This is a genomic window from Gramella sp. MT6, assembly GCF_019357415.1.
Lineage (GTDB): Bacteria > Bacteroidota > Bacteroidia > Flavobacteriales > Flavobacteriaceae > Christiangramia.
In genome coordinates, this window is the sequence record NZ_CP048410.1 from 1,504,444 (window position 1) to 1,519,133 (window position 14,690).

General features: G+C 38.5%; 15 protein-coding genes and 1 tRNA gene. 11 read left to right on the forward strand and 5 right to left on the reverse strand.

The window, feature by feature from the left end; genetic code table 11:
* Positions 1-20 precede the first annotated feature (20 nt).
* Positions 21-1,079, forward strand: a complete 1,059-nt coding sequence (locus G3I01_RS06770; RefSeq protein WP_219552216.1) for an FAD-dependent oxidoreductase — start codon at positions 21-23, stop codon at positions 1,077-1,079.
* On the opposite strand, the gene G3I01_RS06775 is transcribed toward G3I01_RS06770, so the two are convergent.
* Positions 1,076-1,462, reverse strand: a complete 387-nt coding sequence (locus tag G3I01_RS06775; protein WP_219552217.1) for a DUF983 domain-containing protein — start codon at positions 1,460-1,462, stop codon at positions 1,076-1,078. The two genes, G3I01_RS06770 and G3I01_RS06775, sit on opposite strands and share 4 nt — an antisense overlap.
* Positions 1,463-1,514: 52 nt before the next feature.
* Between G3I01_RS06775 and G3I01_RS06780 the strand changes: the two genes are divergently transcribed.
* The 7 genes from G3I01_RS06780 (at position 1,515) to G3I01_RS06810 (ending at position 9,881) form a co-directional block, all read left to right on the forward strand.
* Complete coding sequence (locus tag G3I01_RS06780; protein WP_219552218.1) at positions 1,515-3,431, forward strand: ABC-F family ATP-binding cassette domain-containing protein; 1,917 nt, start codon at positions 1,515-1,517, stop codon at positions 3,429-3,431.
* Positions 3,432-3,486: 55 nt separating this feature from the next.
* Positions 3,487-4,629 carry an efflux RND transporter periplasmic adaptor subunit gene (locus tag G3I01_RS06785; RefSeq protein ID WP_219552220.1) on the forward strand — a complete coding sequence of 381 codons (1,143 nt, stop codon included), beginning with the start codon at positions 3,487-3,489 and terminating at the stop codon, positions 4,627-4,629.
* Positions 4,626-7,829 (forward strand): efflux RND transporter permease subunit, encoded by a 3,204-nt coding sequence (locus G3I01_RS06790; protein ID WP_219552221.1) that lies wholly within the window; start codon positions 4,626-4,628, stop codon positions 7,827-7,829. The genes G3I01_RS06785 and G3I01_RS06790 overlap by 4 nt, the downstream gene beginning before the upstream one ends.
* On the forward strand, positions 7,813-9,144 hold the full coding sequence (locus G3I01_RS06795; protein ID WP_219552222.1) for a TolC family protein: 1,332 nt from the start codon (positions 7,813-7,815) through the stop codon (positions 9,142-9,144). Before G3I01_RS06790 ends, G3I01_RS06795 begins: the two co-directional genes overlap by 17 nt.
* 3 nt (positions 9,145-9,147) lie before the next feature.
* Positions 9,148-9,330 (forward strand): CPXCG motif-containing cysteine-rich protein, encoded by a 183-nt coding sequence (locus G3I01_RS06800; RefSeq protein ID WP_219552223.1) that lies wholly within the window; start codon positions 9,148-9,150, stop codon positions 9,328-9,330.
* Positions 9,331-9,393: 63 nt separating this feature from the next.
* Positions 9,394-9,747 carry an STAS/SEC14 domain-containing protein gene (locus tag G3I01_RS06805; protein ID WP_219552224.1) on the forward strand — a complete coding sequence of 118 codons (354 nt, stop codon included), beginning with the start codon at positions 9,394-9,396 and terminating at the stop codon, positions 9,745-9,747.
* Between the two features lie 61 nt (positions 9,748-9,808).
* Positions 9,809-9,881, forward strand: a tRNA-Met gene (locus G3I01_RS06810).
* Between the two features lie 162 nt (positions 9,882-10,043).
* Here G3I01_RS06810 and G3I01_RS06815 read toward each other — a convergent pair.
* Positions 10,044-10,280 (reverse strand): hypothetical protein, encoded by a 237-nt coding sequence (locus G3I01_RS06815; protein WP_219552226.1) that lies wholly within the window; start codon positions 10,278-10,280, stop codon positions 10,044-10,046.
* A gap of 262 nt (positions 10,281-10,542) precedes the next feature.
* Here G3I01_RS06815 and G3I01_RS06820 point away from each other — a divergent pair, with 262 nt between their 5' ends.
* Entirely contained in the window at positions 10,543-11,496 is a 954-nt protein-coding gene (locus tag G3I01_RS06820; protein WP_219552227.1) for a calcium/sodium antiporter, read from the forward strand.
* 74 nt (positions 11,497-11,570) lie between these two features.
* Here the strand turns inward: G3I01_RS06820 and G3I01_RS06825 are convergent, their stop codons facing one another.
* The 3 genes from G3I01_RS06825 to G3I01_RS06835 all read right to left on the reverse strand — a co-directional run bounded on the left by G3I01_RS06825 (position 11,571) and on the right by G3I01_RS06835 (position 13,123).
* Positions 11,571-12,116 carry a lipid-binding SYLF domain-containing protein gene (locus G3I01_RS06825; protein WP_219552228.1) on the reverse strand — a complete coding sequence of 182 codons (546 nt, stop codon included), beginning with the start codon at positions 12,114-12,116 and terminating at the stop codon, positions 11,571-11,573.
* A 402-nt stretch (positions 12,117-12,518) separates the two neighbouring features.
* Complete coding sequence (locus tag G3I01_RS06830; protein ID WP_219552229.1) at positions 12,519-12,713, reverse strand: helix-turn-helix transcriptional regulator; 195 nt, start codon at positions 12,711-12,713, stop codon at positions 12,519-12,521.
* Positions 12,710-13,123, reverse strand: a complete 414-nt coding sequence (locus G3I01_RS06835) for a hypothetical protein (protein ID WP_219552230.1) — start codon at positions 13,121-13,123, stop codon at positions 12,710-12,712. Before G3I01_RS06835 ends, G3I01_RS06830 begins: the two co-directional genes overlap by 4 nt.
* Positions 13,124-13,594: 471 nt before the next feature.
* Here G3I01_RS06835 and G3I01_RS06840 point away from each other — a divergent pair, with 471 nt between their 5' ends.
* Positions 13,595-14,038, forward strand: a complete 444-nt coding sequence (locus G3I01_RS06840; RefSeq protein ID WP_219552232.1) for an MgtC/SapB family protein — start codon at positions 13,595-13,597, stop codon at positions 14,036-14,038.
* A 25-nt stretch (positions 14,039-14,063) separates the two neighbouring features.
* Positions 14,064-14,690 (forward strand): DUF4403 family protein, encoded by a 627-nt coding sequence (locus tag G3I01_RS06845; protein WP_219552233.1) that lies wholly within the window; start codon positions 14,064-14,066, stop codon positions 14,688-14,690.

Genomic DNA, 14,690 nt, shown 5'->3' on the forward strand with positions numbered 1-14,690 from the left:
TACCTTAATATCTTTAGCCCATGTTGGATTATATTATTGTTGGTCTTGGTTTAAGCGGTCTTGCGGTTGCTGAGGAATTGGAAAAAAGAGATAAGAGTTTTCTGGTTTTTGAAGATAATTCCCAAAGCTCCTCTTATGTTGCGGGCGGAATTTTTAATCCGGTCATTTTAAAGCGCTTTACCCCAGCCTGGAATGCAGCTGAACAGATGAAAACCGCGATTCCTTTTTATGAAAAACTAGAGCAGAAGCTCCATGTGAAACTTATTCATCATTGGAATATATATCGTCGGTTCCATTCTGCTGAGGAACAGAATGACTGGTTCATCGCTTCAGACAAACCCAACCTTTCCAGGTTTTTGGATCCAGAATTGAAACGTAATGATAATCCTAATCTTATTGCTGAATATTCTCTTGGCAAGGTTCTTCATACCGGGAATATTGATACAGGCAACCTTTTGGATAGTTATCGGCAACATTTGAAAGATGACGATAGGCTGAGAATTGAAAGTTTTGATTATTCCAATCTTGAGATTCAAGACGAATGTTTTGTTTATAATGGGCTAAAAGCCAAAAAGGTCATCTTTTGTGAAGGTTTCGGCTTGAAAAAAAATCCCTGGTTCAATTATTTGCCATTACGTGGCAATAAAGGAGAGTATATTACAATTTATTCCGAAGAACTAAAGCTTGATTTTGCCGTTAAAGCATCTGTCTTTCTAATGCCTTTGGGGAATAATCTCTATAAAGCGGGAGCAACCTACGATCATCTGGATAAAACACCTGAGACGACCGCAAAAGCAAGGGAACGATTAGTGAAAGACTTGAAGGGGATAATCAAATGTGATTTTGATGTGGTAGACCAGGAAGCGGGAATTCGTCCCGCTGTTGCAGATAGAAAGCCTCTAGTGGGACTGCATCCAGAAATTGCTAATATGTATTGTTGTAACGGTTTTGGAAGCAGAGGGGTGCTCATAGCGCCAAATATGTCTAAAGCATTAATGGATTTCATTGAAAACTCCACCGAGCTCGATGCCGAGATTGACCTGGCTCGATTCACCAAAAAACACTTCTTGTCTAATTAATTGCTGCCAGCAGTTTTTTTATAGCTTAAGAAAAGATTGATCCAGATATTCCTGGATAATCGCATGATCACCGGCATGAAAATTACCAAAGTTCCTACGATGGCAAAAAATGATGCGAGCAAAGTAGCATTGAAAAATAGATAAGCAATAATAAAAGCGGCTACAGAAAATGCGATACCAACTGCATAACTTACATACATAGCTCCGTAAAAGAAGGAAGGTTCTATCTTATATTTTGTATTGCAATTGGAACATCTTTCATGCATCTTTAAAACCTTATTAAGCTTATAAGGATTTTTTTCAATGTACATGCTCTCTTCCTGGCATACTGGACATGTGCCTGTGAGTATGCTATAAATCTTTGTACCCTTTAGTAAGCTCATCTTATTTTTTTTGCATGACAAAATTAAGCATCTTTGCAAAAAATACGCTTTAATGCTTAATATTCATAATCTTTCAGTTTCTTTTCAAGGGGAATATCTTTTTAAAGAGGTTAGTTTCCGGCTTGGTGCCGGGGACAGGGTCGGTCTTATTGGAAAAAATGGTGCAGGGAAATCTACTTTATTGAAGATCATTTCAGGAGACCAGGAGTATGATACCGGGCAGATCGCAAAAGACAAGGAGTTAAGAATTGGTTTTTTAAAACAGGATCTTGATTTCGAACATGGAAGGACTGTAATAGATGAAGCTCACCAGGCCTTTGAGGAAATTAAAATGCTCGAGGGGAAAATGGAGAAGATCAATGAGCAGCTAGCTACCCGAACTGATTATGAAAGCGACTCATATTCTCAACTTATTGAGGATCTAAGTGAGGTTACTCATCAATATGAGATCATTGGAGGGTATAACTATGAAGGAGAGACCGAAAAAGTTCTTCAGGGTCTTGGTTTTGAAAGGGAGGATTTTGACAGGTTAACCGAAACGTTTTCCGGAGGTTGGAGAATGAGGATCGAACTTGCAAAACTTCTTCTTCAGAATAATGATATTCTATTGCTGGATGAGCCTACCAACCACCTTGATATAGAGAGTATCATCTGGCTGGAAAGTTTTCTGAATAATTACCAGGGATGCGTAATGCTGGTTTCTCACGATAAGATGTTTCTTAACAACGTGACCAACCGAAGTATCGAAATCTCTCTGGGGAGTATTTATGATTATAGAAAACCTTATTCTGAATTTATTGAATTCAGAAAAGAATTAAGGGAGCAGCAACTTGCCGCACAGAAGAACCAGCAAAAGGAAATAGAAAATACCGAAAAACTTATTGATAAATTCCGTGCTAAGGCCAGTAAGGCTTCCATGGCACAATCGCTTATCAAGAAACTTGATAAGATAGATCGTATTGAGGTAGATGAGGATGATAATGCGGTGATGTCGGTGAATTTCCCTGTTTCAGTAAACCCGGGGAAAGTGGTAATAGAGGCCGAACATCTTGAAAAATCTTACGGTGATAAGAAAGTTTTAAAAGATGTAAATCTTTTGATCGAACGTCAAAGTAAAATTGCTTTTGTAGGGCAGAACGGTCAAGGAAAAACAACCCTGGCGAAGATCATAATTGGAGAGATCAAACACGAGGGGAAATTGAAGCTTGGTCATAATGTGCAAATTGGTTATTTCGCGCAGAATCAGGCGGAATATCTGGACGGAGAAAAAACCGTGCTTCAAACCATGGAAGATGCCTCTAACGAAAAGAACAGGACCAAGGTTAGAGATATGCTTGGAGCCTTTTTATTCCGTGGAGATGAAGTAGAGAAAAAAGTTAAGGTACTTTCCGGTGGTGAGCGTAACAGGCTTGCCCTGTGTAAAATGTTGCTGGAGCCTTTCAACGTGATGGTGATGGATGAGCCTACCAACCACCTTGATATTAAATCCAAGAATGTCCTTAAGGATGCTTTAAAGAATTTCGAAGGAACTTTAATCATTGTTTCTCACGACAGGGATTTTCTTCAAAATCTAACCAGCAGGGTCTATGAATTTAGAAATCACAAGATCAGGGAATATCTTGGGGATATAGATTATTATCTTGACCAGAGAAAGCTTCTCGATATGAGGGCTGTTGAAAAAAGTGATAAAGTAAAGACCACGAAGAAGAAAGAAGAAAGCACAGAAAAAAGGTCCTTTACAGATCAGAAAGAGCTTAAGAGAATAAAGAACAGGCTTAGCAAGACCGAGGCTAAGATCACTAAGCTGGAAAAGGAACTTAAAGCGAAGGACAAACAGCTTGCCGATAATTATGAGGCAACGGTGATCAAGCCAGATTTTCTCAATAATTACAACGTTTCAAAAAAGAAGCTGGAGAAACTAATGGCTGAATGGGAGGTACTCCAACTCGACCTCGAACAGATCAGTTAATAAAAAATTTCATTTTAATTAAACCATAGGGACTCCTTCTAGTCCTAGTACTGTTATGGATAAACGCAAGATCATTCTTTCGGCACTTGGTGTGGTGCTCGTTGTGGCCGCAATTTTTGGCGCAAAATTAATTATAGACAGTAATGTAAAGGAAAAGCCCCCGGTTAATAAAACTGTGAAAAGCGTCTTTATAGATACCGTTAAAAATACGACCGTCCCAATCGTAGTACCGGCCAACGGAAATATCACCGCGCTGCACAGGCTAGAGCTTTTTTCAGAAGTACAGGGTATTTTCAGGTATAGCAGTAAAGATTTCAGGCCAGGGCAGGAATTCAGAAAAGGACAGGTGTTGCTGAGTATAGATTCCGAAGAATATGGCGCCAGCGTGCAATCTGCCAAAAGTGAACTCTATAATAATATTACTTCCATAATGCCAGATCTAAGGCTGGATTATCCAGAAGCTTTTAAGAAATGGGAAGCCTACCTGAATAGTTTCAATATGGATAAACCGGTTCCACCGTTGCCTGAAACTAAAACTCAGCAAGAGCAATATTTTATTACGGGTCGCGGAATAGTATCAGCTTATTATAATGTAAAAAACCTTGAAGAAAGGCTTTCAAAATATACCATTATTGCCCCATACGATGGGATTCTTACCGAAGCTTTGGTGAACAAAGGAACCCTGATTCGTCCAGGACAGAAACTGGGAGAATATATAGATCCGAGTGTTTATGAACTTGAGGTTTCTATCGCTAAAAAATTTAGCGATGTTCTGGAGATAGGGAAGTCTGTGGAACTTCAGAATCTTGAAGGCACAAAAACTTTTGACGGAACGGTGAGCCGTATCAACGGTAAGGTAAACCAGGAAACTCAAAGTATTCGTGTGTTCATCAAAATCGAAAACCCAGATTTAAGCGAGGGTATGTACCTGGAAGCTCATGTAGATGCAAAGGAAGAAAAGAACGCGATAGAGATACCCAGAGAGCTTTTAGTTGACAGATCAAAGGTTTTTGTGGTAAGAGACAGTACTCTAAATCTTGTGGATATTGACCCGGTCTATTTTACAAATAACACGGTTGTGATCAAAGGGCTTGAAGACGGCACAAAGATTCTTTCTGCTAACGTTCCGGGTGCATATTCAGGGATGCTGGTAAAGATCGAAGGTCAGAAGGATCTGCTTAAAAAGGAACAGTCTTGAGAAAGTTAATCAATTACTTTATAAAATTCGGGGTTGCGGTTAATATCGTGATCATGGCCTTTGTGATCTTTGGGATCATCGGGATCATGAATATGAAATCTTCATTTTTTCCCCTTCAGGATTCCAGGGTCATAAATATTAATATTGCCTATCCAGGTTCTGCTCCAGAAGAAATAGAAGAAGGTATCATTCTTAAGATCGAAGATAACTTAAAGGGGCTTGAAGGAATAGACCGGGTAACCTCGGTTGCACGTGAAAGTGGAGGTTCTATTACTGTTGAGATCGAAAGGGGTGAGAATATAGATGCCATGCTTACCGAAGTGAAGAATGCGGTAGACCGTGTTCCAACTTTTCCCGGTGGTATGGAACCACTGGTGGTTTCTAAGCAGGAGTTTATCAGGGAAACCATCAATTTTGCGGTGAGTGGAGAAAATGTTCCATTAGCCAACTTAAAAGAAATAAGTCAGCAAATTGAGAACGATCTGAGGCTGCTTGACGGAGTTTCACAGATAAGTATTTCTGGGTTTCCGGAGGAGGAGATCGAGATCGCAGTAAGCCAGAATGATCTTCTAGGATATAACTTAACTTTTGAAGAGGTAGCGCAGGCAGTTAGAAATTCGAATATACTTTCTACAGGTGGTACGATTAAAACAGATGCTGAAGATTACCTGATACGTGCTAACAACAGGGCGTATTATGCCGATGCCCTCAATGATATTGTGCTAAAATCAAGTTCTACTGGTGAGATCGTAAGACTTGGTGAGATCGCGACTGTTAAAGATCAGTTCTCAGAAACTCCTAACGCACTCTATTTTAATGGTAATGTAGCGGTTAATATCGGGGTTAGTAATACCAGTAGCGAGGATCTATTGGCTACGGCTGAGAAGATCAATGAGTATGTAGAAACTTTTAACCAGAAGAATAGCAATGTTCAGTTGAACGTGGTGAATGACCAGTCTATTACTTTAAATCAGCGTACGCAACTACTGGTTGAGAACGGGATCATGGGAATGTTACTGGTGCTGTTCTTTCTTTCACTTTTTCTGAACATCAGACTGGCTTTCTGGGTAGCTTTCGGACTTCCAATTGCATTCCTGGGAATGTTCATATTTGCAGGTTCTCTGGGGGTGACCATAAATGTGCTTTCTCTATTTGGGATGATCATTGTAATCGGGATCCTGGTAGATGATGGAATTGTGATCTCAGAAAATATCTTTCAGCATTCAGAAATGGGTAAAAGCCCCATTAGGGCTGCAATGGATGGAACTATGGAGGTAGTTCCGCCAATACTTTCTGCGATCATAACCACTGTTCTTGCTTTTTCAACTTTCCTATTTCTGGACAGCCGGATAGGGGAATTTTTCGGGGAAGTTTCTACCGTAGTTATTTTAACCCTGGTGATCTCATTAATTGAGGCTCTAATTATTCTGCCGGCTCATATTGCTCATTCAAAGGCTTTGAGGAGACCTGAGCCTAATGGACAGCCTAAAAAAGGTTTGGCGAAGTTCTTCGCGAAAATGAAGGTGATAAATAAGTATGGTGATCGAGCCATGGCTTATATGCGAGACAGGGTTTACAGTCCTACACTTAAGTTTGTACTTAACCAGCAGGTATTGTCGCTTTGTATTTTGATAGTGGTACTTGTATTAACCATAGGCGCTATTGGTGGAAACTGGATAAGGGTAACCTTATTCCCGAGTATTGCCAGTGACAGGGTAAGTATAGATCTTTTAATGCCTGAAGGTGTAAACCCGGCAAGGACCGATTCTATAATTTCTATGGTTGAAGCTGCCGCCTGGAGAGTGAATGAAGAATATACCGAAAATCAAACCGGCAATAAGCAGGTTGTTGAAAATATTATAAAACGGGTAGGGCCTGGTAACAATAAGGCATCATTGCAGGTGAACCTTTTGCCCGGGGAAGAACGTGACTTTGGTTCACCAGAGATCACAAATGCCATAAGGGACGAAGTAGGTCCGGTCTTCGGGGTTGAAAACCTCACCTTTGGTTCAGGAGGTAATTTTGGAGGTTCTCCGGTTTCAGTATCGCTGTTGGGAAATAACCTTAGTGAATTGGAAGCAGCAAAGGAAGAATTAAAAGAGAATTTCGAAAATAATTCCTTGCTTAAAGATGTAACAGATAACGACCCACAAGGGATCAAGGAGATCAATGTACAATTAAAAGATAATGCTTATGCTCTTGGTTTAGACCTGGGAGAAGTTATGCGCCAGATAAGAAACGGATTCTTCGGTGCCCAGGCACAAAGGTTTCAGCGTGGACAGGATGAAATAAGAGTCTGGGTTAGATATGATCTTGAAAACAGGTCTTCTATTAATGATCTTGACGAATTGAGATTGGTAACCCCTTCCGGGGAAAGAGTTCCTTTCGATGAGATCGCAGATTACGAGATAGTAAGAGGGACTGAGTCTATAAGTCACCTCGACGGAATGCGTGAGATCAGGGTTTCTGCAGATATGGAAGATCCTAATGGTAGTTCTACAGAGATCCTGGAAGACATCAAGGCGAATGTGATGCCGCCAATTCTTGAGAAATATCCTAGTATTAGTGTATCCTATGAAGGACAGAACAGGGAGGCTTCAAAGCTATCGAGCTCTGCCGCGGCAGTGATTCCGGTCATCCTTTTCCTTATTTATGCGACCATTGCTTTCACATTCAGAAGTTACAGTCAGCCATTGTTATTAATGATTATGATTCCTTTCAGTATTATTGGCGTAGCCTGGGGACACTGGTTACATGATTTTCCAATCAATGTGCTTTCGGCATTGGGGATCATCGCGCTAGTAGGAATCATGGTAAATGACGGCCTGGTGTTAATAGGAAAATATAACAGTTATCTGCGGGAAGGCATGGACTTTAAAAAAGCTTTATTTGAAGCCGGAAAGTCGAGATTCAGAGCTATATTTTTAACATCCCTGACCACTATAGCCGGTTTGGCTCCGTTACTACTGGAAAAGAGCAGGCAGGCACAGTTCCTTAAACCAATGGCGATCTCGATTTCATATGGTATCGCAATAGCAACTATTTTAACCCTGTTATTATTACCCTTGTTGATCTCAATAACGAACAGCATTAAAGTAGGGGGAAGATGGCTTAAAACAGGGGAAAGACCTTCTAAAGAAGATATGGAAAGAGCTATAAAAGAGAAAAAAGAAGAAGCAGCGCATGAAAGTACTACATAGATCACTCCTCATTCTTACTATTCTCACTTTCGGTTCTGTATGGTCTCAGGAGCAAGTGTTAACCAAAGAAGAAGTAATTGCCAGGGCACTGGAAGAAAATTTCGGAATTAGACTCGCGAATAATGAGGTAGAGATCGCAGATAATAACCAGAGTATCTGGAATTCCGGATACCTGCCAACACTTACCGGTTTGGCCGGTGCCAACTATGATCTGAATGACAGGATAACCGAGCCTGAAAATGGAGATATAGTTGATCAGCAGGGAATAGAAAGCAACAGGTATAATGCCTCTATAAATTTGGGGTATACCCTTTTTGATGGTCTTGGCCGGTATTATAATTATAAGAGCCTTAAGGAACAATATGACCTTTCCCAGCTAGATGCCAGGGAAACAGTGGAGAATAGCATCTTACAGATCATGAGCGTGTATTATGAAGTAGCACGATTATCTGAAAATATTGACGTTCTTGAAGAAACTCTGGAAATATCCCAGAACCGGGTCACGCGGGCGCAATATCAGTTCGAGTACGGACAGGCGAATAATCTGGTGGTTTTGAATGCCAGAGTAGATGTGAATAACGATAGTATCGCGTTGATTGAAACTGAACAACAATTGAGAAATACAAAGAGGGATCTTAATGTTTTGTTGAACAGGGAAATCAATGATAATCAGTTTCAGGTTGATACCACGGTAAATTTTGTTTCAGAACTCGAATTGGAGAGTTTTGTGGACGAAGCTGAAATAAACAATGTTTCGCTACTTCAAATAGAACAGAATCTTGAGATTAGCGATTATGATATCAAGATTAGTAAAAGCGGATATCTTCCAACTGTGGACTTAACGGGTTCCTACGGATGGAATCGGAATAGAAGTGCCGCTACGGCCTTCTTTCCCGGATCTACTACTACAGCCGATGGTTTCGCTGCTGGAGTAAGCCTTAGATGGGATATTTTTGATAGTGGTAGAACCAATGTACTAATTCAGAATTCCAAGATCAGGTATCAAAGCCAGGAAATAAGAAAACAACAAATTGAAAGCGAGGTAAAAAGAGATATTGCCAATGCGTTGGGTAATTATCGCAATAAACTTTATATTTTGAAGGTACAACAGCAAAATGTAGATACTAACCTCGATAACTTTAACCGGTCTCAGGAGCAGTATAAGCTTGGTAGGATCACCTCGATCGAGTTCAGGCAGGCGCAGATAAATCTTCTGGATGCACGAACAAGTCTGAATCTCGCTAAATATGACGCTAAACTAGCCGAGCTGCAGGTGCTTCAATTGACGGGGCAGTTATTGAATGTAGAGTTATAGTTTATGTTCGAACATTTTTTTCAATGTCCTTATTGCTGGGAAGAGATCTCGGTACTTTTAGATCCATCTGTCTCTCAGCAAACCTATATAGAGGATTGCGAGGTCTGCTGCCGCCCTATCGAATTCAGGGTTGCCTTTGAAGATGGTGAACTCATTGAATTCCAAGCGTCTGACATAGAGCAGTAATCAAGGCTTTTTTAGGGAAAACCCAAAATAAATGCTACTTTTAGATTAAAGCTAATTGTAGTTATGATAAAAAGTTTTGAACTTGCGGGCCATATAGTTGGCATTATGGTAGATAAGGATGTCACCAAAGAATATATTCAGGAATTTCACTCCCGTATAGAGAAGAAACTGGAAGAGCATGATAACATAAACCTCTTTTGTGAAATTATGCCAGGTAATGAGGTGCCTTTAAAGTTACTTTTGAAAGACCTTCAATTCAAATTTCAAAATTCTCACCAGATTAATAAGATGGCGGTAGTAACAGATCTCACATGGATCAGGGGTGTTATGGACGTGAATGACATATTTGTTAGTACTAAAGTGGAGTCTTTTGAGCTGAAGGACAGGCTCGAAGCAATTCATTGGATTTCCCATTAAAATTTTTATCAAAAAAGTTTGGTGTAATCCTAAAAATGATATTATATTTGCCGTCCAATATCGCGGGATAGAGCAGTAGGTAGCTCGTCGGGCTCATAACCCGAAGGTCACTGGTTCGAGTCCAGTTCCCGCTACTAAATTCAAAGCCACTCAAATCGAGTGGCTTTTTTATTTTAGATCGGTTTTGACCATTTTCGAAATCTTTTTTAGATCTATTTGGACAGAAAAATTATCACAAAAAAACCGTGGCATTGGCCACGGTTAGTTATTTAGTATCGGGATGATATACTTAAAGATTATTCTTTATCAGATTCTGGATTTTCGGCCGGTGTAATCTCTGTCATATCAACTTCACTGGTTGAATCATTTACTACTTCCATTTCTACTTCTTCAGCAGGAATTGTTTCTTCAGTAGCTTCGATTTCTGTAGCTTCTTCTAAAGTTTCCTCTGTTGTTTGTTCAGTAGTTTCTTTGCAAGAGCTAAAAGTTAAAACCATCGCTAAAGCCGCAACAGTCATTAAGGATTTTTTCATTTTATAATGAAATATTAATTGTTAAACGGGTCAAATGTAATTCAAAATCAAATCACTTTTACATTGTATGAAAAATAATTTTTATCCCTGACCTTTAGCCTGTTAAGTGGCTGTTTAAGCCACTTTATTATTTTCAAAATTAATTTTATTATCGTTTATTTAACAAAGTTCTTGTATACATTAGCTTTGCAATTCATTCCAGTAAATCATTACTCCCTACAGTATATTTTACTGATAAGTAAAGCGATTTAATTACTAATAGATGTTGTTTCAAATTTTACTCTTAATTGTTGGTTTTGTATTATTGATCAAAGGAGCAGACTGGCTTATAAATGGAGCCTCAAGTCTGGCTAGAGCCAGGAATGTTCCAGACCTTATTATTGGATTAACCATAGTAGCTTTTGGTACCTCGGCACCAGAACTAATTGTGAATACTGTAGCAGCTTTCGAAGAGAGGGAAGAGTTGGTCTTTGGGAATGTGATTGGAAGTAATAATTTCAATTTATTCCTTATTCTGGGCGTTACCGGTTTAATTAGTCCATTGGTGGTTCAGAGAAACACGATTAGAAAGGAGATTCCTATTTCCTTAGTGGCTACACTTATCTTATTTTTTCTTGCCAATAATTTTATTTCCAGTGAGTCTGTTTTAACCAGGTTCGACGGGGTAATACTTTTCGCCCTTTTTCTGGCATTTCTAATTTATATCAAAAAACAACTGAGCAATAAACCAGAGGAGAGTATTAGTGTACCCCAGGATATTTCCAATTTAAAAATAGCCGGACTTATATTTATCGGGCTTATTGGTTTGGTATTGGGTGGAAAACTAGTGGTAGATAGCGCTTCAAACATTGCCGGTTACTTTGGCGTAAGTGAAAAGATAATTGGTCTAACCATTGTTGCGGCCGGGACTTCCCTGCCAGAACTTGCGACCTCGGTCATGGCAGGTATTAAAAAGAATGCAGATATCGCCGTAGGTAACATTGTAGGTTCTAATATTTTCAACATTTTACTGATACTGGGATGTAGTGCCATGGTAAAACCTTTGGTTTATGATCCAGTTTTTAATACAGACGTTTATATTTTATTAGGTGGAACAGTATTTCTAATCATCTTTATGTTTACAGGTAAGAAAAAGAAGTTAGATAGGTGGGAAGCCTTAGTTCTATTGACTACTTATCTGGCATATACGATTTGGCTTGTATTAAAAGAGGTTTAATCTGTTCAGGTAAAATGAAGTTTATAAAAAAAGCCACTCGAAAGAGTGGCTTTTTAATTCTTTATTTGAAAGAATTACATTTCTGTGTATCCAAATCTTTGTCCGGCAACAGATACTCCTACCATTGCTCCTGCTTTTGGCATTGTAACTACAGCCACACCATCCTGAAAGGTTACCGTCTTGGATTTTCCTTTTTCAATTGCGACAGCTGAGGCGTTTGCAGAAAGTTCATATTCACCTCTTTTAAAATCTTCAAGGTCTTCTTGATTCTTGAAGAAAAGAACTTCTCTATAAGCTTTACCACCTACCTGAAGTCCTACATCTACTTGTTTCAGGTTAGCGTAACCAACGTTTTGGCCGTTTTCATAAACTATTCCGTTTCCAGAAGCGCCTCCAATAACATAAGCTCCTTTTCCAACATTCGGGAAAATAGCATAACCTGCAGAATTAGTAAATAGCTCTGCTACATTAGCATCTGCCTGAATCATCGCAGCTTTTGCCTCTGTGGCGTCTTGCATCAGGGTGTCTGCATCACCAGCTTTTCCAGGTCCGCAACTTACTATTGTAATAAATAAGGCCAATAGACCTATTTTACTTAAGTAACTATTTAAATTTTTCATAATAATTGATTTTTTGGTTTAGTGCCAATGTAGAAGATACTATTACCAAAGCCTGTTAATGGGTAGTTATTTAATAAAGGTTTAATGACCAATTAAGAATAATGTTAAAATCGAATTCTGGCGGGATTCAGTGTTTATGGAGCATATTTTTTGCACTTGTTTTGGCTGTAGATTTATCCCTTTAATCTCTAATAGATATTTTGTAGTAATAATCATACTGCAATTGAGAAATAGTCTCGTAATGTGTTAAGCAGTAGTATTTTAACAATTGTTTTATTTTAATGTATAATGCTAATATTTTTCTTCATAGAGTCAATTCTATTAACTCTATAGGAATATATTTGTTATAGAATTTAGTTAAAGAATAAAGGGGTGCGATATTGTAGGGAGTCGCCCCCTTTTTCATTTCTCTTCCTCAAATATTTCTTCTATAGGTTTTCTGAAAAGTTTAGAGATCTTAAATGCCAGTGGTAAACTGGGATCAAACTTACCTTTTTCAATAGCATTGATCGTCTGCCTGGAAACGGCCAATTTATCTGCTAACTGTGCTTGTGTTAGATCGAACTCCGCACGTAAGACTTTGATCTTGTTCTTCATCTGTATCTTAAATTTCCGATAATAATACCAGCCAAATAGGTTAAGCCTATAAGAATTACCAGGTGAGATATTTCTGCGTCATATCCTATCAAATTTGTGGTGTCAAGTAAAGAATAGCTTAACCCAAAAATTACTGCCACACCAAGGGTAATACTCATTGCTTCTAACTGTATCTTACGTTGTAGCTCATCCAGCGAATTTAAATGTTTTTTATTGGCATAGATGACTCCAATTCCTATTCCAAGGTTGACGAGAATACCAATTAAAGTGTTCGTGGGATTTTCTTGCCAGAGGAACAAAGGACCGAAGGTTACGATCGCCATGGAAATTACCCATGCCCCGGTCCATATGGCAAGATTCAATGTATTTTTTCTGCAATCTCTGGCCCAATTTTGAGGTTGTGTTTTCATACTAAAAAAATTAATGTAAAGTTTCTTTTACAAACATTATAAATTTATTTAAATATGAATGGTTTGCTTTACAAAAAGTAAATAAAACTTTACATATTCAATTTTTAGTTGTCTGTCTATACAGACAAATTATTTTAAGATTAATACAGTTAAAACTTATAATTAGTAAGATAATCGTAAAAAAAGACGGGATTTTAGATTGAAAAATACCCCTTTATGGGTATTTCTTTGTGTTCTATCTATTACTAAATTAGCTTTTGTTAATTCGTATTCACGGAGTTAATTAAATTATTTCAATGTAGGGTAGAAATAATTTATTCTCAACCTATAATTCCGTGCTTGGATTAACCTTCAAAACCTTTCAGTTCGCTGAAAGGTTTTTGCTTTCATATAATTCACTTCAATAATTGAAATTCAGATAATTAAACAAATATGAATTGTTTTTGCTAGCTTTAGTTAAATGATTCTTCGATGGAAATTGATATTTATGAGTTTCTTTTAAAAATTGGTGCCGCCGCCTTTGCAGGTTTACTTATGGGTTTGGAGAGACAGTTCAAAGGTAAACCTGCAGGTTTGAAAACGAACATGCTTGTATCCCTTGGAGCCAGTGGGTTCATTGTAATATCCCTGCTATTTAGTGAAGCTGCCGGAACAGACATGACCAGGATTGTTGGTCAGGTAGTGGTTGGAGTCGGCTTTCTGGGAGCCGGCGTCATTCTGCATGGAGAAGAAGGAAAAAAAGTGGAGGGTCTTGCCACGGCTGCAACTATCTGGTGCAGTGCGGCTGCAGGTTGCTTCGCCGGATTTGGTTTATTTCTTCCTCTATTAATTTTTACCGTTTTTGTAGTGGTAATTAATTTAGTGTTTGGATATTTGAATATAAAGCTGAAGAATCATACAAATCATGATAACTAGCTTTTAATTTAAAAAATGCTGATTTATGTATATGAAGGATGAATTGAACAGTCAGAATATTAATATCACTGTTCCGGTTATTATAGGATACTCGGTTCTGGATAAATATCTCAGACAGAAATTAGTAGGAGAAATAATTAGCAAGGAGAGCTCTAACGGTAAAACGTCTAATTATGCCCAGGTTCTTGATGTTGCTATAAGCAAGAGCGAAGCCGAAGACTATGATCTTTGTCTGGAAATTGATCTCCAAACCTTAACCAGCCTTTTCAAAAACAAACAGGTAAAGATATATTTCCATGCAGCCCTGGAACTGGACCGCGAAAATCAGCATATTTCATTAAAGGATTATGAGATAGACGGTAAGACCAAAAACTGGTTGGCAGATCAATTACTGGAAACTGTTTTGAATAAATGGATGTATGACAAGCTTAAAAAGAAAATGAATTTCAATTTCATGCCTCAAATAGAAGAAAAGCTAGGATCTCTTAATGAAAAATTGGAAAATAAGCTGGAAGCCAAAGAAGGTGTTCATTTAATTGGCTCCTTAGATAACCTGGAGATCTCCAATCTTAAAGCAGGAGAAAATGAACTCTGGATCTCTGTATCTGTTACCGGCACGGGAATGGTAGAACTGGAAAAGCTAGAACTTTAA

Coding starts and splice junctions, on each gene's coding strand:
- G3I01_RS06770 (WP_219552216.1), top strand. CDS start 21: ATGTTGGATTATATTATTGTTGGTCTTGGTTTAAGCGGTCTTGCGGTT.
- G3I01_RS06775 (WP_219552217.1), bottom strand. CDS start 1,462: ATGAGCTTACTAAAGGGTACAAAGATTTATAGCATACTCACAGGCACA.
- G3I01_RS06780 (WP_219552218.1), top strand. CDS start 1,515: ATGCTTAATATTCATAATCTTTCAGTTTCTTTTCAAGGGGAATATCTT.
- G3I01_RS06785 (WP_219552220.1), top strand. CDS start 3,487: ATGGATAAACGCAAGATCATTCTTTCGGCACTTGGTGTGGTGCTCGTT.
- G3I01_RS06795 (WP_219552222.1), top strand. CDS start 7,813: ATGAAAGTACTACATAGATCACTCCTCATTCTTACTATTCTCACTTTC.
- G3I01_RS06800 (WP_219552223.1), top strand. CDS start 9,148: ATGTTCGAACATTTTTTTCAATGTCCTTATTGCTGGGAAGAGATCTCG.
- G3I01_RS06805 (WP_219552224.1), top strand. CDS start 9,394: ATGATAAAAAGTTTTGAACTTGCGGGCCATATAGTTGGCATTATGGTA.
- G3I01_RS06815 (WP_219552226.1), bottom strand. CDS start 10,280: ATGAAAAAATCCTTAATGACTGTTGCGGCTTTAGCGATGGTTTTAACT.
- G3I01_RS06820 (WP_219552227.1), top strand. CDS start 10,543: ATGTTGTTTCAAATTTTACTCTTAATTGTTGGTTTTGTATTATTGATC.
- G3I01_RS06825 (WP_219552228.1), bottom strand. CDS start 12,116: ATGAAAAATTTAAATAGTTACTTAAGTAAAATAGGTCTATTGGCCTTA.
- G3I01_RS06830 (WP_219552229.1), bottom strand. CDS start 12,713: ATGAAGAACAAGATCAAAGTCTTACGTGCGGAGTTCGATCTAACACAA.
- G3I01_RS06835 (WP_219552230.1), bottom strand. CDS start 13,123: ATGAAAACACAACCTCAAAATTGGGCCAGAGATTGCAGAAAAAATACA.
- G3I01_RS06840 (WP_219552232.1), top strand. CDS start 13,595: ATGGAAATTGATATTTATGAGTTTCTTTTAAAAATTGGTGCCGCCGCC.
- G3I01_RS06845 (WP_219552233.1), top strand. CDS start 14,064: ATGTATATGAAGGATGAATTGAACAGTCAGAATATTAATATCACTGTT.